Genomic DNA, 25,315 nt, shown 5'->3' with positions numbered 1-25,315 from the left:
ATTTTACTTGGATGAATTACACTCGAGGCTGGTTCATAGCGCTCAACATATTGCCATACACGGCATTCAATGCGTTGAGGTTTTTCGCTAGCTTGTTTACCTCGTCTTTGAAAGCTTTGGAATCGTCCAAAGATTCATTGAAGTTTTTCATTGTAAAACTTAAATTCTCATAGAAATGGTTCATCGACTGCAAGTGTGAAGACGAATCGCGAAGTTCTTTTTCATACATGCTATTCAACTGGCGCAAGTTGGAAGTCAAGTTCTGAACCTGCTCATGGTAACCTGTTGTATCTGTATTTGAGTTGGCCATAGCCACTAGGTTCGCAGAAGCTTTCTCGAAAGCCAAGCCCAAACTGTCAAACTTGCTGGTCGCTGATCTCAGTTTTTGAGTAAACTCATCGGTCGCCAAGGAAACATCACTGATCCTGTTGATGGCGGATACCTTTTCACCAAAATCTCTCAATCCTCTTCCCAGGTTTTCGATGGTAGCCGGTTCAATATTAGCATCAGCAAACATTTTATCCAATGCAGCTGTTGCCGAAGGACTTTGCGGCGCATTGACTACCTGCGCTGAACGTACTGGAAGCTCACCTTGATATTTTTCATCCAATTCAGGATATACTCTGGACCAATCTGGTTCTTGAGGCGGCGGATTGAAACCCATCAAGAAGAATAGGATGGCTTCAACGGTCAGACCTAACCCGATCATGTAATTAGCCCATGAACCCCCTAAGTGAAGGATTTTAAATAAAACACCGATGATTACGATACTTGCTCCCCAAGAAATGGCAACATGTAGCCATCTTGAATTGTCTTTCTTTCTACTCATAATATAAATTTTGCTAGCCCTCTATTTTTGGGATATTTATTGGATTCTAAAATTGACTTTCTTCGTTATAACTTCCTTCTTCCGTAGAAGAGCCCTCTTCCGTACTACCTTCTTCCGTCCCACTCTCAGTTTCTTGATTGCTCTGCTCACTTTGTTTCAACAATTCCTCCAACTGCTGTTCACTTTGTTGCTGTTGTTGGTTTTGTCGCTGTTGGTGCTGTTGCTCCATCAACTCCTTTTGACGCTTCTGCTCTTCTTCAATCTTAAGGTCCTGTTCATGACCTTCTAGATTTTCAGCTTTCACGCCTTTAGGCGTAGTCCAGAGTTTCTTTTTATAAGCATCAAGTTTATCTTCCAGTACTTGGGAGTTATCCGTCTGTAAACTGTCTGTTCCAGCAAAGGTTGCTTGTTGCAACATACCCGGAGACGATTCACGGACAATCTTGCTGGCAAACTTACGTTGCACAAACAGGTCGTCCATGGTCATATCATAGAGGCCACGGTCTGGATCCGAAATATCCACTTTTACCAAGCTATATCGCAATTGCGGAAAATACAACCAGAATGCAGGAGTAGAACCTACCGAAGTCGCCAATTCAGAAGAAGTGGTGATGTCCATCAAAGGCGCAACACCAATGATCCTAGTCTCCAAACGCCCTCTCTGCTTATCAAAAAAGATATCTTCCTTGATCCTGAACTTAGTGACACGCTCTGGGTTGAATTCATTTAGAGTCATCCTTGAATCAATCTGGTTACCCTCATCATCAAAGATTGGAACCAATACCGAGTCAGCAAATCGAGCCATACCTTCACTCGCCGAAAGCTTCCCTTTGAAAGAATCATCCTCAGGGTTATAAGGCGTCAACTTACCCGTTTCAATACCTTTCATGATCACTTCCATCAAGGAGTTTCCAGGAACAGCATAGATAAAATTGCGCTCATCTTTAAGATCGATATCACGCCATACCCTTTTGTAGAACCTGATATTCTTCAGGTTTACCTCCGGATAGGCAAAAGGAACGGCATCTTCCAAGTTATTCACTTGGTAAAAACCATCTGTTGTCGGTATCGTGTCAGACAGAACCTCGCCCTGTGGAACTTGCATCGTAGAATCGTCCCGCATTTGGATAACTGTCTGGTTAATTACGGTGCTATCGGGTATCGTATCGATACTTTGTGCCATTATTGGAGTTATTCCAAACGCCATGGCCACTACCATCATCCAATTTTTCATTTTAATAATCTTTAAATCGTTCACAGATTGCTGTTAATATTTACGGGTCTTACTCTGTACGGTTGGCAACTCAAATGCCGACATCACACATCTAAACCCTATATATGAATGTGGTTCATAATCCACTGAATAGTTTCTGGTTTCACTGTTCAACTGTTCACCATTATCTTTCCATGATCCACCACGAACAACTTTTCTTTTCAAGGCATCGGCATCATTTTCATCTGCATCATAAAGCAATACAGGATTCAAGTCATTCACGAATGCCACCGCCGAAGGAGAATAAGCGTCCAAAGTCCATTCTGATACATTACCCGCCATGTTGTACACACCGAATTTATTTGGCGTATACGATTTTACAGGCAAGGTAAATGTGGCACCATCCCTGGAATAAGTACCTTCCCCTTGTTTATAGTTCACTGCTAATTTTTCTTTCCCATCATCACCATCAATGGTCAACTTCGTACCCGAAATCGTGTCTCGAGGATCAATCTTTCCTTCCGCAGCATATTGCCATTGCGCTTCCGTTGGAAGGCTAAAGGTCAATTGGTAACCGCTCAGATAGGAGTTTTTCATCAAGTTTGCCATCATTTCCTTACCTCTCCAATCCGAATATCCACGCGCCTGTCTCCATGAAACACCGACTACTGGATAAAAATCAAAGGATTGGTGGTTGAAATAATTGGCATCTAAGGAGGTTAATTGGGCATTTGGAAAATCTCTAGACCAAATGTCTTCTGCTGGGACAACCGACACCGTATCGGTCACATATTCTTTTTTCAGGTTTCCTTTAGTCTTCAAAAAGGAGAAACGATATTTGACCACTTCCGGATTTAAAGCCCTGGTTGAACCTTTCATTTCCAGCATCGGCGCGATACGCTCTGCAATCGTAGGATCTGAGCTCATCCAAATAGGTGAAATGCTCCTTACCTTTTTCCAGTTGATTCGCTTCCCTTCACCGCTTTCACTTGCAACATCCAAGAAATACTGGTCATCCTGCAAGTAATCCGTAACTGCGATAGAATCTGCTACCCAGTTTACGAATTGGCGATATTGTTTGTTGGTTACCTCGGTCTCATCGATAAAGAAAGCACTCAAACTGACGTTCTTACCCACATTTCCACTGTCCAAAGACCCTTTGAACAAAATGGTTCCCGAAGGGATATATACCATTCCCGGAGGAGCTGGCAATTTTCCGCCACGGAATGCAGATACTTTAGGTGCCTTATAAAAATTATTTGAAGAGTTACAGCCTGCAATAGCAAAAACAAGCAATAAGCATGCTGCAGTATATATTCGATTTAGGAATACTCTATTCATACTTTCCATTGTTTAATTTTATAGTATTTGATAATGATTGATTTAGGATCCCTTATTTTCTTTGAAACAAGGCGTATTTAACACCTAAAGAGATATAGCTATAGTGATCTTGTTTACTATTGATAACCCCATCCAAATTATCCTTGGTCGTGATCGTATGCTGATAGTTCAAGTTGATTGCCCATTGTGGACCGTACAAACCTCTACCAATCGGGAAATCAACACCAAGATTGACTGGAACTACAAATTGGAAACCATCTAGGTCTTGGGAAATTTCACCGCCTTGTGCTACGACAGCACTTTCATAGTTAGGAGCAATGCTGTTTTTGATGTTATTCTTGATCACTCCGGCACCTGCACCTAAATAGATATTTGCAAGTATTTTATGGAAAGGATCTGATTGGAGATTATAATAGCTATAATTATCCGGTAGGTTCATAAATTGACCAATCCTGACCTTTGCATTTGCGTTAAAAGCATAGTAGTCATTCTTAAATGTGCTGGCATAACCATTTCCACTTAAAGCACCTTTTTCTGCATGAATACCGGCCGAAATAAAGGGAGTGATCAACCCATCTACATCAATATGTCCCGCTAAATTGGTCTCGACGTTCGCCAAGTCGGTCAAATTGATTGTAGGTCCTGCTCCAATACCAACACTAAGCGGACGAGAAAATTGTGCTTGCGCTGATTTAAAACCACAAACTGCAAATAATAGTAAAGAAAAAATAGTTTTTTTCATGTTAAGAATTCTTGTTAGCAATACAATACATTATTATTTAGACGAATTTTGAGGCCCTTTATTGTAAGTTCAATAAAATTATAGGCTCAAAATTATTAAGTCGTAAAATTTTACCAGCATTTCTTGTCACAAGAATCTTACCAAAAGATGTTAAACGAAAATGGCAACAACAGGATCTGAGCAAAATTTTCTTTTCAGAAAAATGCAAAAAACCGCATTATAAGTATAGCTAGACATCATTTTGGAACATATACGTTTAAACATATATTGGCTCAAAATTATTTTCCTTTTTTTATTTGAGACAATAATCCAAAGCAAGAATTAGCCTGAACAAATTTTATTTGTTCAAACTTGTATCGAATTATTTCTTGTTAATCGGCAAATAAAAAATTGAAAGAGCACTAGTCTTAGCTTGGCTATATTTATCCATATATCAACCTAAAATTATAGGTTATATATTATGGATATTTTTATAGCTATTGGATATATTTTTACCGTTTATCAACAAAAAAAGAGGTGCCCTTTTGGACACCTCTTTGCATTATTTATTATTAACTATTATTGACTGTTCTTAGTAACCTGGGTTTTGAACAAGTACGCCGTAAGACAAGTCCATCTGAGACTGAGGTACAGGCATCAAATACAATTTATTGTCCCAAATACGTTCTTGCGCCAATGAATTTTTCAGGTTATAGATATTCTTCATCACATCAGGTGCAGTTTTCCAACGGCGGATATCCAAATAACGAACTCCTTCCAATGCCAACTCAACCTTTCTTTCCTGACGGATTGCATTTCTAAGGGCTTCCTTGCTTCCATACTTCGTACGGTCAAGCTTAGGCATTCCAGCACGCTCACGGATCTGATCAATAGCCGCATAAACGGTTGCATCTGGCCCAGTTGCTTCATTCTTAGCCTCTGCATAGTTCAAGAGCACTTCAGCGTAACGAATCAGGATCACATTGCTATGGTTGTCTAGGTTATCTCTATTCGCCTTCGTATCGACCATTTTCCTGAAGTTATATCCTGTCTTAGACATATTGCTCGCTCCATCTACCCAAGAGAACTTGTATCCACCATCGATGGTCAAAGCATTCCAAGGCGCTGTTTCAAAAAGAATGGAAGCATAGAAACGTGGATCTCTATTTTTGTATTCCTGAAGAAAAGCAGTCTTGTCTTTATCAGCATAACGTTGCGCACGCTCTTGATTGCTCGGTACTGCAACGGCTTCACCCGTCTTGAAGTTTTGGTAGCTATTCACCAATTCTTGAGTCGGAGTAAGTGAACTCCATCCTCCAACACCACCTTCTAACAAATAGGTATTTAAGTAGTTAGGCTGTGCTTGTTGGATATACTGTCTTTCCAGGATAACTTCTGAATTCCCTTCGTTTGCCTGATGGAAAATCCCCTCATAACTACGAAGTGCCAATCTAAATTTCTTTTGTTCATCAGCATTAGCGAAATCGACCAACTTACTGTAATCGTCTTTTTGATCAATCTCAGACTCTTGGGAAGTCTTGAACAATTGATAACCCAGACCCATTACTTCCTGAGCAGCTGCAGCCGCTTCTGCATACTTAGCTTCATTCAAAAGAATCCTTGATTTCAAAGCCAAGACTGCACCTTTAGTGATTCTGCCTTTTTCATTGTTCTTTCCGCCAGCATAAGAATTTGGAAGAATATTGGCAACCTCATCCAATTCCTTCAGCACAAAAGAAATCACCTCATCTTTGGAAGCTCTAGGTACGTTCAATTCCTCTTCTGTAAATCCCAAAACCTTAGTGATCAAAGGCACTCCACCAAACTTACTAGCCATGTTGAAATAGCGATAAGCACGCAAAAAGCGAACTTCTGCTTTATAACGATTCTTTAAAGCTTCGTCCATGGTCGCCTTGTCCACATTCTCTAGGAAATAATTGCTCTTACGAACGATCTCATAATTCCATCCGGCATTCAAGGCCGTACTTACGATTCCTGAAGATACCGAAGTTGCCGTGCTCTCCCATGGGTATTGGGCATGTGCGATGTCGGATGCTCCATCTTCGTAAATGATGCCATCACCTGGCAATGTTGCATATATTCCATTTACCGCTAGGTAAACATCATTTTCAGTTTTCCAAAAGGTCTCCTCCGAAACGGAATTCATTGGAATCCTATCCAAGAATTCATCCTTACAGGATGTTAGTGTAAGGGCTGCAAATAGACCGATATATATAAATCTTTTCATTGTTCTAATAATTGTTGCTGGTTAAAAATTAGCATTCAAACCGATAGAGAAAGTTTTCACGCCTAAGAAGCTTGCTCTTCCTGAACCTGTTTCTGGATCATAATCGGATAATCTCTTATCTGCCATGAACGTAAATGGATTATTTGAGGACGCAAACAACCTTAGGTTAGACATTTTTGCCTTTTCAATCAATTTCTTGTCGAAAGTATAGCCTAATGTAATGGCACGGATCCTGAAATAATTTCCACTGAATAACCAGAAATCAGAAGTAATGTAGTTTTGTTGAGCATCACCAGTTAAGGTAATGCGAGGGAATGGCGCATTTGCCGAATTGTTCTCCTCTGTCCAACCTTGTAACCATTCTTTTTTGATGTTACCACCGTTAAAGAAAGGATGTGCAGCCTCTTGCTCAAAGTATGTTTTCACGCCTCCAACACCATAAGTAAGAACGTTCAGGTCAAAACCTTTGTAAGATGCGTTTACCGCAAAACCATAGTTGAACCAAGGCACATCATTACCTAGGATCGTTCTGTCTTTTGGATCCAAAACGCCATCACCATTCACGTCTACATATTTGATATCTCCGATCTTGGAGTTACCAGCGATACTTTTTTGGCTAGGGTGGTTGTCGATTTCCTCTTGGGAAGTGAATAGACCATCTGATTTATATCCGTAGTAATCACCAACTGATCCACCAACACGGTTAATGTAATAACCACTCACGATCTCATCTCTACCTGTACCTAGGTTGATGATCTCATTATTGATCTTCGAGATATTTCCGGAGATTGAATATTTAAATTCTTCACCAACTTGTCCATTGTAAGTAGCAATCACCTCGATACCTTTGTTCTTGGTTTCACCTTGGTTAAAGTAAGCTGCTGTTCCCCATCCTGAAGTAGCCAAGAAAGTAGGCTGCAACAAGATTCCTTTTGTATTCTTGATGTAATACTCAGCAGTTAAGTTCACTTTACCATTGAATAAAGTCGCATCCAAACCTACGTTTGATTGGTACACTTTTTCCCATAGCGCCCCTCTGTTTACTGCAGCAGTTTGTAAGGCACCATCAACTGGAACACCTTCAAAACTATATAGCGAGCTGATACTGATCAAATTGAAGTAGTTGCCGATTGCAACCGCATCTTGGTTACCCAATGAACCCCATGAACCTCTTAATTTCAAGGCATCAATCCAGTTCACGTTTTGCATAAACTGCTCCTTATCAATACTCCATCCTGCTGATAGGGATGGGAAGAATGCTCTGCGAACCTCAGGTGCAAAGCGAGAAGAATAATCTATACGAGCGTTCGCTTCGAAAAGGTATTTCTCTTGATAGTTATAGTTGAAACGACCAAAGAAAGAACGGATTGACCATTCATCCTGAATCGTTCTATTCGCTAGTCCAGTTCCATCGCTACTTACATCTGTTTGTGCAGAAGAACCATTGATAATGGTTTCTAGATCATTGTTTACAAAGTTTTTACGACCTAAGAAAGCCTCTCTGTAAACATTAGACTCTTGCGTCACACCGGCAGTAATCTTACCATAGTGATCATCAAAACGTCTTTCGTAATTAGCCAATGCCTGAAGCAATAACTCCTCACGTTTACCCCAGTATTCCTTCAATTCATTGATCGGAACTGCCGTTGATGGTAAAGGCTTTTGCGTCAAGAAATCCGTCAATGGATTTAATCGATTGATGAAATCCCAACTATTGGTATTGGTATATTTCAAGGAAACCAATCCGTCCAATGAGAAACCTTCAAAAGGAGTCAAAGAGGCATTACCTGCCAATTGCAAGTAATTATCTCTGTTTCTTCCCTGTCCAGCTTCACGGATATTTCTCAATTGGTTGTTCTTTGCAATCGTCGCATTGGTTACTCCATTGGAAATGGTACCGTATTCGCCATTCGACTGCTGCATAACTGTCATAGGCAATGCTCTACCCATCTCAACCCAACTGATTTCACCACCTTGACGGTCGTAATCTTGTTTTAAGAAGGAAATGTTCGTCCCAACTTTCAACAAGTTTTCGATCACATCACTCTGTGTATTCAACTTGATATTGATACGGTCCTGTTTCATACCGGGCACGATGGAGTTTTGATCGAAATAATTTAAACCTAAATAGTAATTAGCCAATTTCCCTGGTGCATTAATATTTAAGTTCACATCCCTCTGTGGAGCAGATTGATCGATGATTTCATCAAACCAATTGGTATTCGGGTACATGTCCTTATCAGAACCAGATCTGTACTTTTCGATGATATCATCGGTAAAGATGGTTTGTTTACCGGCATTTTTCATGGCGCGGTTATACAATTCGATATATTCCAATGAGTTCGCAAAGTTCGGCAGGAAGGTTGTGCTTTGCCAACCTTGGTTTGCGGAGAAACCGATGATGGCACGGTCGCCGCCACCACGTTTTGTATTGACCAATATGACCCCGTTAGCCGCTCTAGAACCGTAAAGGGAGGCCGAAGCTGCATCTTTCAATACCGACATGCTGCTGATATCCGCTGGGCTGATTGCTGCAAATTCTGCTCCTGTAGCAGGAATCCCATCGATGATATACATCGGTCCTGGTGTGCCTAGGTTGGAACGTCCGCGGACAGTTAAGGTCGCATTATTTCCTTTTTTAGGTGCCATTGGTCTACTGATTACCGTAATTCCTGGAGAGACCCCTTGTAAAGCATTTTGTAATGAAGTCACTGGTCGCTCTGCCAATTGCTTTGGCGTAACCGAAGCCACCGAACCTGTTAAGTTCACTTTCTTCTGGGTACCAAAAGCAACTACGACAACCTCGTCAATATCTTGGTTGGATGAGCTTAATTGAACATTGATGCTATTGGAATCCACCACTTTTTCTTGGGTAGCATAGCCAATAGCTGAAAAGACTAAAGTTTCTCCTAAAGGTACTTGGATCGAAAACTGTCCATTTTCATCCGTTGAAGTCGCAACTCGGGAATTGTTCTTCAGACTTACAGTCGCTCCAGCGAGTGGTCCGTTTTCATCTGAAACCGTTCCTCTTACAGTTTCTTGATTTTGAGCAAACAAAGGGCTTACGTCAAACTTAGGCGTTGTGGCAAATCCATAATTCGGCATGGTAATTCCGAGTATAAGAGCTGAAGCTAAGTAGTAAGATTTGTTTACTAATGATTGCTTAGTAAACCTTTTTTTCATTATTAACAGTTATTATTATAAAGTTTAGATTGGTTTAAAATAATTATTAAATTAATGTTGCTAAAATATTAAGCTAACTCAAACGTTTGCGTATTTTGCGCAATCGGTTGTTTTATTAACGAAAATCATTTAATTTAAAACTAAATAACATTTCAACTCACAACCACCAGCCTCATAACTACCTATAAGCCAGCAAAAAGCTTGTCCAATGCGGTTAAAACTGTATTTTCGGAAGGATGAATTATGAATTTGCTAAAACAGAAAGGAGATAAAAAGGAAATCCGCTAATTTTTCAGGTAAATCAGCTCCCTATTTTGGACCTCATAGAGACCTCATTCGAGACATATTCCGAAAACACCAGAATGGTCCAAAAAAGAACTTGAACCATCCCCGAAGGATTCCCGAATAAGTCTCGAATATGCCTCGAATGAAACCCCTATTTTTTAGTCTAAAAACACAGGGAAATCTTGCGTTTTTATTGCTTCTTTTTGAAGGTTAATTCCTTCAAGGAATTCTCGTTCTTAAAGTTATCATCGACCCAGGTCGGCTTCAATTTAAACTGAGTTCCAGAGACAATGGTCAGCGTGCCTTTCATAATGGAATTTCCCTTAAAGAACAATTCCATGTTACCTGAATTTGAACCCTGCCCTGTGTATTTCCACGAGCCTAAGGTCTTGATGGTTTCGCCGTCAACAGGTCTCCATGAAGGGGTTGTTCCGCCTGATCCAAGATAGGTAACCGGATAAAAATTAATAGAACCATTTGAATTCAGCTCATAGACTTGGCTGATCATTTTGAAATTCCCATCCTGAGCCGCAATGGCCTCCCACTTACCTACTAATGGTTTATATACATCTTCGGGTTTTTGCATATTGGAATATTTGCGGCCGCGATCGAAGCCAAATTGGTCTTTAACAGAACCATTGGGGTTGTACACCGTAAAGTCCCCGTCCAGCTCACCTATTGAGTACGCTCCTTGAGCTAGAGGTTTATCATTGGATGCCCATAATGCCTTTCCATGGAACATATAGGTATTGGTGTTTTCAAGTTCGGAAACATTTACGGCAAAATGCAATTGATTATTATCGATTCGGTAATATTCATAAAAGAAAAGCAGGACTGGCGTACCTTTGAAATACTTGCGATCTTCCCAGTAATTTCCGGTCTCATCATCATTAGGGACGATATCCCGGCCTAATAAATCCCTTTTTAAATAGTAGACCGCCTTGCTCTTTTCAACCTGCCTCAGGTTTTTATCGACGTATACCTTATCCTCCGTCTTTACATATTCGCCGAAGGTGGCGAAACTCGTATCAAAACCTAATTTTAAGTCTGGTTGGACTTGATTTTCAGGGTTTGCATTCGAGTCTTTGGAGCAAGACATCAGTTGAAGCAGCATTGGCAAAATCAGGAGAGCCCAAAATTTGGGCCGTGTAACTTTTAAAGCTTTCATATCAGTGCGATTAGTGTACCCATGATTGGTTACAAGAATGAAATTAGGCCTTTCTATGATTTTATTAAGCATGTAAAGGGCTCAATATCTGACACATTTATATAATTTGCTTAGGCTTTTTCGATATATTAAACAGGCAAAAAAGAGAAAAGCGAGCATGAAGCTCGCTTTCCAACCATCTATATAATAACTAACAAACCAGCTATTCTCTGATAAAATATTAAGGTCTTACCGGTCTTTCCGCAGTGTATCCCGTTCCTCCTTTTATCCATTTTGCAGACTCTCCGGTTAACCAAAGATAATGATCGGTAGGCAGGTCGTTTTCAATCCCGACAAACCTGTATTTATCTCCATTCAATGGCGTATCCTGTTCTCTTGCCGATTTAAAAATGGCTGTACCTTCGTCGATTTCATCAAACATGGCCACATACAGGGACATGGCTCCTGCTGAAATCGCATTGGACATCTGCTTCCAGATGAAATCGCCTTTCAGTCTTGGGATTTGATAATAGAGCTCTGGATTTTTCTGCAGGTTCCCCCAACTAAAGCCCGGGAAAACCAATGGCACATAATCAACCTTGTTTTGCGCAGCCCACTGCATATCTTCGCGCACTATATTAGGGTTGAAATCTTCCATTTTGTAACGACCTACCGCCCATGGCATAATGATATCTGCCTTTTTGATCAATGCATGCAATGCAGGGTCGGCTTCGGTGTCTCGGTCCAGCGTACGCCAGTAATATGGGATCCCCAACATGATGGAAACTTTCTTCTCTCCAGCTTTCAGTTTATCTACAAGCTTATCTACATCTTGGACCGTATATCGACGATCATCACTAAAGCCGACGCCCCAAAGGGTCATCAGGGGTTTTCCATTATGCCACAGGTAAGTTGGATTAGCCTCCTTATCATAAAGCTTGTGGGTCTCAACCAGTTCTTTCCAGTCTTGTTCCAATGCGGCAAAGTCTTCAGGACCTGATCCGCTCAAATCGTACATGATGCTGATCGCACGGTCGTACTTCTTAGCCGCTTTCAAGGCGCTGGTCAAGACCTTGTTGAAATGAGCTTTTCCAGAAGGATTACTCGGTTTCACCTCGCCCAAGAAGCGCTGCATGTGCACCCCATCAATCCCATAATCTTTCATCCACTTGAAATGGAGATCAATGGTTTCTTCGTCATTGGAACTGAAAAGGTAGGCATCAGAACCATCGGCAAACTTGAAAGGAGACTTGTACTTCTTGGTATATTCGGTCATGTCTGGCCAAAAATCTACCTTGGTCACTCCGGGTTCAAACACATTGTTGTCGCCTTGGTAATGGTACCAACCTCTATTGGCTCCATCGCCTTCGGCATTGAACCAGCCTTGGTAGCCAGCCATCACCAATCCTTCATACTTTGGGTACAATAGACCCGAAGTGTCGTAGCCATCTGTAGAGTCAACGGGATTAGATGCCTCTGGCTCTTCTTTCTCCTGATTGGTCGTTGTCTTTGAACAGGCGCTCAGCATCCCGATTACTAGGGCGAGCAGGAACAGGTTAAATGTTTTCATATTAAATGTCATAGCATGTATCTTTTATTGATTAGCAAATAGTTTTATATCTCATCGGGTTCTAAGGAACCTTGATCACCACTACATCAGAATAGTTGAATTTCTCAAAAGTATCGCGAACCTTTGCTCCCATACGGAAGTAATAGGTGTAACCGGATTTCAAAGGTATATCATTGATGGCATAGGTTTCTTTACCAATACCAGTAGCCATATTACCAATTTCATCCCAGTTTTTATTGATCAAGATCCTAAATTCATCTTTGTAATAGGCTTCAATACGGTTACCGGCACCGCAATATGGGGTCAAGCTCAAGAATGGGCGGACCTCAATCACTTGTGGCAAACCTTGGGGAATAGGTGCTTCCAAGGTACAGGAAACATCAATTTTATTCCCTTCCTTCAGCACCCATTTTGCATTTTTTATCTTAAGGTAAGGGGTCACTTGGAAATCTTGGGTCCCCGATCCGCTTAATTTGAAATCTGTAACAATATCTGCTGGCCAAAATGCCCCTGCATAAGGTTGCATGGAATAGGTAGCAGAAAACAGTTTATTGTTGATAAAGGATCCATCTTGCTTTACAGCAAGGTCCTGAGGTGCCGGATTCTCACCATAACTGGTTTCCAAAAGGCGGATGGCAAATTCCCCAGGCCCAGTCAAAAAGGGTTCACCGGTCGTTTTATCCAAAACCTTACCCGAAATGGTGGCATTGGGCGCTTCAAAATTATCGATATCTGCACAGGAACTCAGCCAAAGGACAGGGAGCACCGTGAATAGTAAGAATATCTTTTTCATTGTCATTCTCATTAGGTTAATAAATAGGGTTCTGAGGATATAAATTTGGATTCTTGTTCAGCTCTCCACCCGGAAGAGGCTCGTAATACCATTTCTTCTCAAAATTGAAGGTCTTGTTCCAAGGTTCCCTTTCCTTGATAAAGATGTAGGAGTTGATGCGTTCACCATTTGGTTTGTATTTCAACTCATCCAAGACCAAGTATGGCATCAGGGAATTAGGAACAAAGTTGTTCAGTTCGACATCGGCGATCCTCCATCTTTTGATATCCCACCAGTGATGGTTTTCAAAGCATAGCTCTCTTTCTCTTTCCTCGCGGATAAACTGTAGCAGCCCTAAACCCGCCAACGTTACTAATCCGCTAATCAAGATCCAGTTATTAGATTTCGATTGGGCACTTCCCTCTAAGATTTGATTCGGGAGAGCGGGTGCCAAAAGGCTGTAAATCCGAACTCTGCTCTGACTCAATGCGCTATCATAGAACAGGGTGACAGCTACAAAGCGATTGGAGGCTTTGGAGTAAAAGAAATCCGCAAATGACTTGATATCATGGAAATCAAAGGGGATGGTGCTACCCAGTTCCTGGAAGTTTTTCCCATCCTTGGACATGGAAACTAGCTGTAAGAAAGATTTGAATTTATTTCTTGGGAACATCAGGCCATACATGGTATTGGAGGCTTCGTCGATGACCAAGGAATTAGCCCAAACGGCTTCTGGAAAAGGAAATTTGATTTCCCCAAGGGTCTTGAAAGTTTTAGACTCTACGTTCATCAGGACAAAATCGTTGGAGATCTTTGGATTCAACATCTGGTCCCCAGTCGTACTTCCATAGCCGCCCAAAAGGTAGACGCTATCTCTATCCACCCCCATAGCCCCTAAATAATGGGGAAATAGAGGATCTCCGCCAAATGAAAGGCTATCCCAAGTATTGCTAGGGATGTGGTATTTATGGATGGAGCTTTTGTACCTGAAATGGCCGTATCCAGCCAGCATGTAAATACTGGAATCCTTTGCTGAATAGAATTTGTTGAAGGACAGATAATGCGTTCCATGCGCAGGATGCTGGAAGGATTGCGTCCAAGTTCTGGTCAGCGTATCAAAAGCAGACCACCTTTTGGTCGATGGAAATATTGAGGACTTTTCCTGAGCTTGGGTCAAATAAGGATTGACTGCCATTGACCATGTAAAGGGGAGGATTCAGGTAAGGCCATGAGGTACTGACCGTAGCCCCCAGATTGGTTCGGACGAGGGAGTCTTCTGATACGATGTAGACACTTTCGTTCTTATGGTCAAAGGCTACGCTAGCCTGTCCGGAAACATAGAATTCATTCTCCAGTCTCCATTCTTGCCGTTGCCTTTTTATCCAAGAAGGATTTTTGGAAAAGGCTTCCTCCGATCCTTGATCATCTTTTGCCGTATTACCGGTTATTTCATCCAGCTTCCAATGATGACAAAGCTTTTTATTGCAAGTTATTTGAACATCTTTGATCCGCATGGGCGGGAGGTCTGAACTCTGGAAGAATTTATAGTCATTGAATCCAAAAAGGAGTTTAAAGGCAGAACGGTCCTTTAGGTCCATTTGATGGGTGAAGCTGTTTTTTGCAGTTGATAGCGTTAGTTTGCCCTGCTCCTTATCCAGTACGATCTTGATCTTGTTCCATTGATAAAACAGATCGCTTTTTGGGATATCAAAATTGATATCAGTGAACTTATCTCCAACGACCAGCTTGAAATGCCTCCCATTATCTTGCCTGCGGTCATAGATCAGGTCAATATTTAATTTCTCATCCAATATGAGGCGGAAGATATAACCAAAGTAATCTTGTTGATAGGGTTTAAACTGAAGGTCAAAGGTCAATTCGGTTTGCTTCGCAAGATCTATCGATTTTTCGGTACCGATCAATAGGCTCGTTCTCTTATCCAGTTCCTTTTCATGGCTGGAAAATTCTAATCCATACTGTCCATAAGACTCTTGGCAGAATAGAATGAGGGCAAAAACATATATGGTAACAAGTATCTTAAAAAATAAACGTCTCACTATTAGAATTGGCTAGCTAGTACAGAAAAATGATTTAGCAAAATGTAATTTACTTCATATTCGCTGAATAGCAAAAGAGTTTTTAAGCAAAATTTTTAATTTCCTGGAAGAATTCCATTTTCAATGTTTAAAAATCATGGGATTAACCCATCGCTTCCTGACTCAAATGTGTGTAAATGGAAGCCTATTTCTCTGAAAAGAACAACTGTTTTACAGTTTATTTAAAATTTATTTCACTAATATTCAGATGGTTAATAATTATGACAAATAAAGTCTACAAAATTAGTAGACTTTATTTAAATATACTCTTTACATTTGTTTCATAAAACAAGCTACAGTCACAATGGATAGAATAAAATCAACCCTCAAAAACCCAACAAAAACCATAATCTGCAATAGGCAGCAAAAGCTTAGTTTAGAAACAAAGCGAATGTGCTACGGCATTATCTTCCCCCAATAGGATAAAGCGGGGATTGAAAAACATTTCCGCTTATCCATTCTTTTAAAACTCCTGTAAACCGGGAGTAATTATCAACCCTAATACTTACTTCATGATTTTAAAGAAAACTTTTAGCTTTCTAAGCCTTGCTATTGCCTTTTTTGTAAGCACTAACCGCTCCATAGCACAAGAAATACCACAAGCGATCATCAACGCTACCCTGAGAGGAACCGTATTGGATTCCATTAGTGGCGAACCAATACCCGACGTCACCCTTCAATTAGACGGGGTTACTCACCAAGTCAAGACTGATGAAAATGGAGAATTCCATTTTATTACCGGGCAAAAACTTCCCTTTAAGCTTATCATATCGAGAATAGGCTATCAAAAGAAACGAATATCAGTGAATCAATCTCCTGCAACCATCCTATTAAAACCCAGCTTAGAGAAGCTGGACCAGATCGTGGTGACGTCTAGGAGAAGGAAGGAACAGATCCAGGATATCCCGATCCCGATAACTACGATAAACGCTGCAACCATTGATGATGCCTCCGCATTCAATGTGAACCGGATCAAGGAATTGGCACCAAGCGTTCAGCTTTATGCGTCCAACGCCCGAAATACTACCCTCAATATCCGAGGTCTGGGTTCTACTTATGGCTTGACCAATGACGGAATTGATCCAGGAGTGGGCTTTTATTTAGATGGTGTTTATCTAGCGAGACCCGCGGCTACTTGGCTGGACTTTATTGATATCGAACAGATCGAAGTTCTTCGTGGTCCGCAAGGAACATTATTCGGGATGAACAGCACCTCGGGAGCCTTTAACGTAACATCAAGACCAGCTGAATTTACGCCTTCGGCGAACTTTGAACTAAGCTATGGAAACTATGGTTTCCTGCAAGGCAAAGCATCTTTGACAGGGCCAATCACTAATAAATTGGCTGCCAGGATATCTTTCTCTGGAACCCAGCGCAATGGGACCCTCTTTAATGTGAATAGCAATCGAGCGATCAATAACATGAATAATCTGGGACTAAGAGCGCAATTGCTCTATAAGCCCAATGAGAAGATCAACATCAGCCTTGCTGCTGATAAAAGTATCCAAAAACCTGATGGGTACGGATGGGGAATAGCGGGAGTAGTGGAAACACAACGTGCTGATTATCGCCAATTCAATGCCATTATCAAAGATTTGGGCTATGAACAGCCTTATCAAAATGCCTTTGAAAGGAAGGTTGATCTAAACACGCAGTCTAAGGCGGATAATGAACTCGGAGGAATTTCCCTGAATGCAGACTTCAAAATTGGAAATGGAACCCTGACTTCGACCACTGCTTGGCGTTATTGGAAGTGGGTGCCACTGAACGACCGTGATTACCTTGGCCTTCCGGTATTTACTATTTCCGCGGGTAATTCGGCACATGACCAATACTCCCAAGAGTTCCGTTATTCGGGTAAAATAAGTGAAAACATCGATTTGGTGGCGGGACTATTTGGGTTGTACCAAGATTTAAGGACAGACCCAGTCCATACCGAAGAAGCTGGATCAGCACTTTGGCGATTTGCGCAGAACAGTAACAGTGATTTATGGAGTACACCGGGATTATTCGACAACTTTGGAATCAAGACCAAATATGGCATCAAAACTACCAGTCTGGCGGCTTATACGCAATTAGACTGGGCAATAACGGATAAGCTCCATATCCTTCCGGGCCTTCGCTATAACTACGATAAGAAAGAGGCCAACTACGATCGACAGACTTATGGCGGCTTACAAACGGAAGATCCCGCCTTATTGGCTCTCAAAAAAACTGTATATACCAATCAATCCTTTGTTACTGATGCCTCCGCTGGCAATCTATCTGGACAGCTTTCCTTACAGTACAAGTGGAACAGGAATCTGAATGCCTTCGCAACATCTGCCATAAGCTACAAGCCAGTGGGGATAAATGTAGGCGGCTTGCCGACAGCCAATGGCGAGGTCCTACTGGACCTGGCAAGGGTAAAACCGGAAGCCGTAAACCATAAAGAAATAGGCTTGAAATCTAGTCCTAGCCGAAATTCCATCCTTAATCTAACCCTCTACCAAACCGATATCAAGGATTATCAAACATTGGTACAGACACCCGAACCAGGTGTAAATCGTGGTTATCTTGCGAATGCTGAAAAGGTCAGTGTGAAAGGGATAGAACTGGACGGGACAGTGCGCGTAGGACATGTCCTACGAATTAATGCCGCAGCCGCATATACTGATGGGAAATATGTAAAATTCAGCAATGCGCCTGTGCCTTTAGAGGAGGTAGGAGGTCCCGAAGCCTTTAAAGATATCTCAGGAGGAAGATTGCCGGGAATCTCCAAATGGTCGGCATCATTGGGTGCCGAACTGACGCAAAAAGGCAATTTGATTGGGCTAGAAGGCTCCTTCATCTTAGGTTCAGATCTGTTTTATAGGTCGGAATTTTCATCAAGTCCATCGCCATCCCAATACCTGAACATTGACGGTTATGCCCTCCTAAATGCCAGATTGGGATTCAAAGCAGATAATGGGATCTCTTTGTCGGTCTGGAGCCGCAATCTAACAGATAAGAATTATTACGAACAGTTACTGGCTGCTCCCGGAAGTTATGGGCAATATGCCGGCATCATAGCCGATCCTAGAACTTATGGGCTCACCATAAGGTACAATTTGAAAAGTTTCTCTAAATAAATAGGTTATCGTTGGGACCTAGCCTTCCCCAAAAGGCTAGGTTCTTTTTTTATTGCCCTTTGAAGCGAATAGTGTAGTTACCGTCAAAAGGATCGCCTTGCATCAGGCTCTCTCCAACGATCAATTTATAGTCTCCTTTTTTATCCAAGGTATATTGTATGTCCCTTCCAAACGGACCATCGCTATTGTTGTCAGGCAGGATTATCATATTAAAACGGATATTGCCCGGTTTGTCACTGTGCAATTCTGCATTGATCTGCTTGAAATCCTTACTATCAAAACTAATGGTATCCGACACTTTCGATATTTTATGTAAGCGAATGGAATCCCAGCTTGATTTAAGTTCTATGGCCTTCTCCTGCAGATTGAGATGCGTGCTATCCGAGGTTTCAGGGACAGATTGGACGCTATCTACCGGCACATTTGCGGAATTATTTTCTTGCTTAGGGCTATTGCAAGCGCTTAAAAATATAGCTACTGGGATAATATATAATATTGATTTCATTGGATATCGTATTATTGACTCACAGCATAGAACAACACAAACTATTCCAAGGTTTTAAAATAAAAAAAGAAGCCTCCAAAAAGTTGGAGACTCCCTTCAATCAATTAAACCTACTAACTAACGATCAAACCCTTTTACATCCATTTTTTCAATAGTTTGAAAATGGATTCTTTACCCCGATAGGGTGGATAGATCATTTTTGAAAATGAAAACTTAGTTTGTTTCATTATAGCTCTTTCATGGGAAAAGGCCTTGAATCCGTAAAATCCATGACAGCTCCCTATCCCACTGTGGTTTACACCACCAAATGGAAGGTTAGGATTGGAGACCTGGATCAGTACGTCATTGATACAGACAGACCCAGAACTGCAACGCTTCAGCAGTTCATTACTAAAAGAACCGCTATCCGAGAATATGTACATTGCCAAGGGTTTCGGCTTAGCATTGATGTGTTCCACCACGTCCTGTAGATCTGTATAGGGAATGACAGGTAACAAAGGTCCAAATATCTCCTCCTCCATAATCTTGCTCCCTTGGTCAACATCTGTAATCAATACAGGTGATATCGACTGCTGATCTCCCCCACTAGCCTGCCATAGAATTTTGGCGTTCCGCTGCAAAGCATCATCCAAAAGCCCCTCAATTCGCTGCTGATGCCGGCTATTGATGATTTTCGCATAGCGATTGTAATCGAGTTCGCCATCTTGATAGAACAATTCCCGACAAGCATCTTGGAAAGCAATGTTAAAACTTTCTATAGCCCCCTGCGGAATAAAGAGGTAGTCGGGGGCAATGCAGGTCTGCCCGGCATTGATCAACTTACCACATGCAATTTTAAGGGCGGCTGCCTTTAGATCATAATCCTCCGCAATTATGACCGGCGACTTACCACCTAATTCCAGCGTAACGCTCGAAAGATGCTCCGCCCCTGCCTTCATGACAATTTTACCAACCTCGGGATTCCCCGTAAAAAATATCTTGTTGAATGGAAGCTTTAGTAATTCCGTAGCCAGTTCCTTTTCTCCCAATAGGCATTTCACTTCCTTCTCCGAAAAAGTCTCCTCTATTAAGTCTTTTATTACTTGAGACGTTTTTGGGCTATACTCCGAAGGCTTCAGTATCACCGAACATCCTGCTGCAATCGCAGAAACCAACGGACTCATGCTCAGTTGAAAGGGATAATTCCAAGGGGAAATAATCAAAGAAGTGCCCAAAGACTCGTATTGGATCCAATTTTTCGACAAAAAACTAGTGAATGTATAGGGCTTGCTTTTCTTCCGCATCCACGAAGGAAGGTACTTGATCGCATAATCAATTTCACTATAGATAAAATACACTTCCGTTAAAGCAGATTCATAGGCATTCTTTCGAAGATCTGCCTCCAGAGCTTCGAATATGCGGCTCTCAAACTTTAAGATATTGGCCTTCAATCGCCGTAACTTACCGATACGCACGCCCGTAGAACTCATACGAAGCTCCTGTTGATGTCCTTGCTGAACATCAAACAATTGTAGAATTGAATCATTCATTATTCTAATTCTTTATGCTGTTTTTTCTAATAGTTCTTGATTACAAATGCTTTATCCAATCCTTTATCAATTCCACCCCTTCGGTATGGATCATCGATCGAGCAAGTTCAGGCATAGCCGTCCCCGGTTCTGTACTGTTCATCCTATAATACAAGATGGACATTGGACTTGTTTTAATAGCATTTAGCTTCATTGGTTGTGTTTTAAGATACTAACTTTTAGTTTTTGGCATACCAGCATTTATTATTGGAGCAATACTGGTTTTGATATCAAAACAACCTATTCAAACAAAATTACTCACGACATTAATACCTATTGTTTTATACTTCCCATTCACAGAATTCAACGATTCGCTTAGGCTCAAAAGAAACTTAAAAAATAGAAAAGGAGTTTTTAATGAAAAAAAATAATAGATAGGTACAGAATACCTTAAACCAAAAAAAGCGACTTTTTCAAGTCGCTTTTTTCTGTAGCCCGTAGGGGAATCGAACCCCTGTTTCAAGAATGAAAATCTTGCGTCCTAACCCCTAGACGAACGGGCCTTTTTGCTCTGGTGATGCAAATATAGAAGCTTTATCTATTGTTCCAAAATATTTTCACTGGCAAAAATATAACTCATTGGCTTTTAAACCGATATTTTTATATAAGATCGAATCCAATGTCGGTTCTGAAGTACTTTCCTTGGAAAAAGATGCGTCCAGCGTCAGCGGTTGCCTGTTGCAAAGCGGAGAACAGGTCGTCTTCTAGCGCAGTTACTGCTAGAACCCTTCCGCCGGCAGTCAATACATTCTGTCCATCTAGTTTTGTGCCTGCATGGAATACGATAGATTCTTTTACGTTTTCGATGTTTGTGATCACCTTACCTGTATCGTAATTGCCTGGATAACCACCGGAAACAATCATTACGGTTGCTGCGGTTTTATTGGTCACGGTATAAGAACGGCTTGCTAGGTCTTCCTTAGCCACGCCTTCCAAAAGGTCAACTAGGTCAGATTCGATACGAACCAATACAGATTCTGTTTCAGGATCGCCCATACGCACGTTGTATTCAATTACAAAGGGTTCACCGTCTACATTCATCAGACCGATAAAGATAAAGCCCTTGTAAGGGATATTATCGTTTTTCAAGCCATCTACTGTAGGTTTGATGATGCGGCTTTCTACCTTGTCCAAAAATGCCTGATCTGCAAAAGGAACTGGTGAAACCGAGCCCATACCACCTGTATTTAATCCTGTGTCCCCTTCGCCGATACGTTTGTAGTCTTTTGCGGATGGCAATACTTTATAGTCATTTCCGTCGGTCAATACGAAAACAGAAAGCTCGATCCCTTTCAGGAATTCTTCTACGACAACCACATCACTTGCAGCTCCGAATTTAGAATCATTGATCATGGCCTTAAGTTCCGCTTTTGCTTCATCGTAATTATCGATGATCAACACGCCTTTTCCTTGCGCCAAACCATCTGCTTTTAAAACGATCGGAAGTTTTTGGGTATCTAAATAGGCCAAGCCTTCTTCTAGGTTTTCCTTATTGAAGGATTTGAAAGCTGCTGTTGGGATATTGTGACGGATCATAAATTCCTTGGAGAAATCCTTAGATCCTTCCAATTGGGCACCTTCTTGTTGTGGACCAACAATGGCGATGCCTTTTAAATCTTCCCTAGATAGGAAGAAGTCATGAATACCTTTCACCAATGGTTCTTCTGGACCTACCACGATCATTTCCACTTGGTTTTTCAAAGCAAAATCAGCGATTCCTTCAAAGTCGGTCACTTTTAAGGGTACATTTTCACCGTATTGTCCAGTTCCTGCATTTCCAGGAGCGATAAATAATTTGCTTAGTTTAGGGCTTTGCGAGATTTTATAGGCAAAGGCAGACTCTCTACCTCCAGAGCCGATGATCAGAATATTCATACCGCAAAGATATTGAAGCAGATGAGAAATCCGATCCCAAAAAAAATATTTAGCAAGATTCTTTGCAAATTTTCGTAATATTATGATGATTTAGCCACTCTAATTATGAAGAAACTCACCGCCTTGTTGGCTTTCCTGTGTTTTGTCAGCTTTTTCAAACCAATACATGCACAAACCGCGGATTCCTTTCAAGCAAAAATGGATTTGTATGCCGGAAAATTCCCTCAGGAGAAGATCCATATCCAAACAGACCGCAATAACTATGGTGCCGGAGAAACCGTCTGGTACAAGATCTACTCGACGATTGGTCTGGAAAATCAACTCTCCATTCTTTCCAATATTGCTTATGTGGAACTGATCAGTCCCACTGGGGATATTGTGTCACAAAAGATAAACTCCCTGTTCACGGGAGTATCTGTAGGCGACATGCTTTTGGCGGACACCTTGGTGGAAGGCTCCTATAGAATGCGTGCCTATAGCAATTGGATGCGGAATAGCAGCTCTGACTATTATTTTGAGAAGGTACTGAACATAGGGAATGTACGCTCGGACAATATCATAAGCAGCAGTAAACTGATAAAGGAGGCGGAAAACGAGTTCTACCTGTTGAATTTCGAGAACCCCGAAAATAAGCCTTGGGAGAAGACTTCTGTGGGATATACGATAATGGATGGGGATAAGGTCGTGGATCGAGGCCGGGAGTCTATGCAGCCAGATGGGAGCATAAAGATCAAGGTGACCGATAAAAATCGGGGCAAACCGCTTTCCATTCGTTTCAAGAACTTAGATGGCTCCATTGTCAAGAAATTGATCAATACGAATGTCTTTGATTCTGAAAATGCGGTGCAATACTTTATTGAAGGCGGGCAGATCGTCAGCAACGAGCTTAACAGAATCGCCATTAAGACATTGAATCCGCAGGGATTGGGAATAAAGGCGGATATAACAATCATCGATTCTAAGCAGGACACCGCAGCAGTGCTGAGTACCAACGAGCTGGGAATGGGTTCTTCGCCATGTTATTTTGCAGAGGGCGAGAGCTACCAAATTCATACACAATTTGAGGATGGCAGTCAGAAGACCATTAATATAGAGGCTGTATCGGGCAATAAAATCGCCTTGGCAGTCAACAACAGTAATGCTGACAAGGTATTTGTGCAGGTCAATATTGCAGAGGGAAAAATAAATAATGAGGACCTATACGTCATTGTCCAACATTTAGGGAAAATCTATTATATGGCCAAGAACAAGGCAGCGCAAGCTAATGTGCTGTTCAATGTGCCGCGTAAAGACCTTCCTATGGGGGTATTGACCGTAAGCCTATTGAACAAGGATTTCCTTCCGCTTTCTGAAAGGGCCATATTCAACTATAATAAAAAGTCAATTTTGCCTGCTGAGGTGAAATTAAACAAGAGCAGTTATGGCCTGCGGGACAAGGTAAACACGGAAATTACGATCGGGAATTCGGATGATAGCATTCGGTTCTCGGCCCTATCGGCATCGGTGGTTAACCTGAAGAACTATAAAGATGATGTGCCTAATTCGGTGAGTATCATGAGTTCTCTCTTCTTGAATGCAGATATCAAAGGTTTTATTGAAAAGCCAAGTTTCTATTTTAACCCAGATGGTACGGTGAAGGCAGTTGATCTGGACAACTTGCTGCTAACGCAGGGTTGGAGAAAGATTTCCATCAACAAGTTGGACTCCCTCAGCGCATCGAAGGCCGAGTTTGACGAAGAAAAGGGGATTACCATAAAGGGGAGCATCCGCAAGGTCGGCAGAAAGGCGCCGGTCCCTAATGCGAAGATACAGCTGATATCCACGAATAATTTCATGGATTACCTAGATACCTTGGCGAACGCTGAAGGGGACTTTGTTTTTAAGGATCTCTTGTTTCCGGACAGTGTCAAGTTCTTATTGTCGGCAAGGAACGAGAAGGGTAAGAACTTTGTAGACATCATTGCAGATCCATTCAAGGAACCTGCGATAAACTTCGAAAAGAACAATCCTTTGATCTTGAATGACATCAACAAACTGAATGAAGAGCAGTTGCTGGCCAGCAAGAAGTTTTATGAGCAATTGGAGAAAAAGGGGATCATGGAGAAGGTATTCCAGATTGAAGAAGTTACCGTTCGGGCACAGCGTCCAAAAGCAGCCGCTAATTCGTCTAACCTGAATGGTCCTGGAAATGCAGACCAGACCCTGACCGCGGAAGACCTGAGCACCTGTCCGAACTTGGAGATGTGTTTAAACGGTCGATTGACGGGGGTGATATTCCGTGGTGGGATCCCTTATAACACGCGTAGCAATGGAGCAATGCAGGTGGTAATAGACGGGATGTATGTGGAAGGCGATATGATTGCCACGATCAACCCTATAGACATACAAAGTGTGGAGGTGTTAAGGAATATTAACTATACTTCCATTTATGGTTCTTATGGTGCCAACGGCCTGATCATCATTACTTCTAAAACGGGTAGGGATGCACGCAGTTCTGCCTATCAACCGACCGGAATTTTATCGATTTCGCCAAAGGGAATTTCTTTGACCAAGGAATTCTATAAACCGGTTTATGAAACGAATTCTGAAAACCAATTCCAAACGGATCTAAGGACGACGATCCATTGGGAACCGGGAATCGTATCGAACGAGAAGGGCATCGCTAATTTTGATTTTTACACGTCGGATGAGGCGGGAACCTATAGAATGATTATTGAAGGCTTGGACTTCAATGGCAGGATATTGAGAAGGATAATAGAGTTTGAAGTCAAATAATAGAGATAGGCCCATTCGTTTGGGCCTATTCTTTTGGTAATCTTATTCGATAAATCAAAATATATCCACATTGCCAT

At 41.6% G+C, this 25,315-nt stretch carries 17 protein-coding genes and 1 tRNA gene; 2 read left to right on the top strand and 16 right to left on the bottom strand.

The window, feature by feature from the left end:
• Positions 1-16: 16 nt before the first annotated feature.
• The 11 genes from porL to CKW03_RS00300 form a co-directional block, all read right to left on the bottom strand.
• Positions 17-829 carry a type IX secretion system motor protein PorL/GldL gene (gene porL, locus CKW03_RS00350; protein WP_093100072.1) on the bottom strand — a complete coding sequence of 271 codons (813 nt, stop codon included), beginning with the start codon at positions 827-829 and terminating at the stop codon, positions 17-19.
• A gap of 46 nt (positions 830-875) precedes the next feature.
• Positions 876-2,063 (bottom strand): type IX secretion system ring subunit PorN/GldN, encoded by a 1,188-nt coding sequence (gene porN, locus CKW03_RS00345; RefSeq protein WP_093100070.1) that lies wholly within the window; start codon positions 2,061-2,063, stop codon positions 876-878.
• 33 nt (positions 2,064-2,096) lie between these two features.
• The gene (porK, locus tag CKW03_RS00340; protein ID WP_157739325.1) at positions 2,097-3,383 is read right to left on the bottom strand and encodes a T9SS ring complex lipoprotein PorK/GldK; all 1,287 of its coding nucleotides are present in this window, start codon (positions 3,381-3,383) and stop codon (positions 2,097-2,099) included.
• Between the two features lie 52 nt (positions 3,384-3,435).
• The gene (locus CKW03_RS00335; protein ID WP_093100066.1) at positions 3,436-4,125 is read right to left on the bottom strand and encodes an outer membrane beta-barrel protein; all 690 of its coding nucleotides are present in this window, start codon (positions 4,123-4,125) and stop codon (positions 3,436-3,438) included.
• Positions 4,126-4,696: 571 nt separating this feature from the next.
• On the bottom strand, positions 4,697-6,352 hold the full coding sequence (locus CKW03_RS00330) for a RagB/SusD family nutrient uptake outer membrane protein (RefSeq protein WP_093100064.1): 1,656 nt from the start codon (positions 6,350-6,352) through the stop codon (positions 4,697-4,699).
• Positions 6,353-6,373: 21 nt separating this feature from the next.
• On the bottom strand, positions 6,374-9,535 hold the full coding sequence (locus tag CKW03_RS00325) for a SusC/RagA family TonB-linked outer membrane protein (protein ID WP_093100062.1): 3,162 nt from the start codon (positions 9,533-9,535) through the stop codon (positions 6,374-6,376).
• A 475-nt stretch (positions 9,536-10,010) separates the two neighbouring features.
• Positions 10,011-10,988 (bottom strand): hypothetical protein, encoded by a 978-nt coding sequence (locus CKW03_RS00320; protein WP_139185513.1) that lies wholly within the window; start codon positions 10,986-10,988, stop codon positions 10,011-10,013.
• 220 nt (positions 10,989-11,208) lie between these two features.
• The gene (locus tag CKW03_RS00315; RefSeq protein ID WP_197700962.1) at positions 11,209-12,537 is read right to left on the bottom strand and encodes a glycoside hydrolase family 99 protein; all 1,329 of its coding nucleotides are present in this window, start codon (positions 12,535-12,537) and stop codon (positions 11,209-11,211) included.
• Between the two features lie 61 nt (positions 12,538-12,598).
• Positions 12,599-13,330, bottom strand: a complete 732-nt coding sequence (locus CKW03_RS00310) for a DUF3823 domain-containing protein (protein ID WP_157739322.1) — start codon at positions 13,328-13,330, stop codon at positions 12,599-12,601.
• Between the two features lie 16 nt (positions 13,331-13,346).
• Positions 13,347-14,504: a RagB/SusD family nutrient uptake outer membrane protein gene (locus CKW03_RS00305; protein WP_093100054.1), complete on the bottom strand. Its 1,158-nt coding sequence runs from the start codon at positions 14,502-14,504 to the stop codon at positions 13,347-13,349.
• Positions 14,425-15,366: a hypothetical protein gene (locus CKW03_RS00300; RefSeq protein WP_093100052.1), complete on the bottom strand. Its 942-nt coding sequence runs from the start codon at positions 15,364-15,366 to the stop codon at positions 14,425-14,427. Before CKW03_RS00300 ends, CKW03_RS00305 begins: the two co-directional genes overlap by 80 nt.
• A 551-nt stretch (positions 15,367-15,917) precedes the next feature.
• Between CKW03_RS00300 and CKW03_RS00295 the strand changes: the two genes are divergently transcribed.
• Positions 15,918-18,515: a TonB-dependent receptor gene (locus tag CKW03_RS00295; RefSeq protein ID WP_093100050.1), complete on the top strand. Its 2,598-nt coding sequence runs from the start codon at positions 15,918-15,920 to the stop codon at positions 18,513-18,515.
• A gap of 49 nt (positions 18,516-18,564) precedes the next feature.
• Here the strand turns inward: CKW03_RS00295 and CKW03_RS00290 are convergent, their stop codons facing one another.
• From CKW03_RS00290 to purD, 5 genes are all read right to left on the bottom strand, one after another.
• Entirely contained in the window at positions 18,565-19,020 is a 456-nt protein-coding gene (locus CKW03_RS00290) for a hypothetical protein (RefSeq protein ID WP_093100048.1), read from the bottom strand.
• A gap of 134 nt (positions 19,021-19,154) precedes the next feature.
• On the bottom strand, positions 19,155-20,549 hold the full coding sequence (locus CKW03_RS00285) for an aldehyde dehydrogenase family protein (RefSeq protein ID WP_093100046.1): 1,395 nt from the start codon (positions 20,547-20,549) through the stop codon (positions 19,155-19,157).
• 40 nt (positions 20,550-20,589) lie between these two features.
• A complete protein-coding gene (locus CKW03_RS20175; RefSeq protein WP_157739320.1) occupies positions 20,590-20,742 on the bottom strand; it encodes a hypothetical protein in 153 nt (50 codons plus the stop codon).
• Between the two features lie 277 nt (positions 20,743-21,019).
• Positions 21,020-21,091 (bottom strand) — tRNA-Glu (locus CKW03_RS00280).
• Positions 21,092-21,188: 97 nt separating this feature from the next.
• Complete coding sequence (gene purD, locus CKW03_RS00275; protein ID WP_093100044.1) at positions 21,189-22,463, bottom strand: phosphoribosylamine--glycine ligase; 1,275 nt, start codon at positions 22,461-22,463, stop codon at positions 21,189-21,191.
• A 105-nt stretch (positions 22,464-22,568) separates the two neighbouring features.
• Between purD and CKW03_RS00270 the strand changes: the two genes are divergently transcribed.
• Positions 22,569-25,238 carry a TonB-dependent receptor plug domain-containing protein gene (locus tag CKW03_RS00270; RefSeq protein WP_093100042.1) on the top strand — a complete coding sequence of 890 codons (2,670 nt, stop codon included), beginning with the start codon at positions 22,569-22,571 and terminating at the stop codon, positions 25,236-25,238.
• Positions 25,239-25,315 lie beyond the last annotated feature (77 nt).

This window comes from Sphingobacterium mizutaii (assembly GCF_900187125.1).
Taxonomy (GTDB): Bacteria; Bacteroidota; Bacteroidia; order Sphingobacteriales; family Sphingobacteriaceae; genus Sphingobacterium; species Sphingobacterium mizutaii.
Note: the sequence above shows the minus strand (reverse complement) of the source record. Positions and strands in the feature narration are given on the sequence as shown.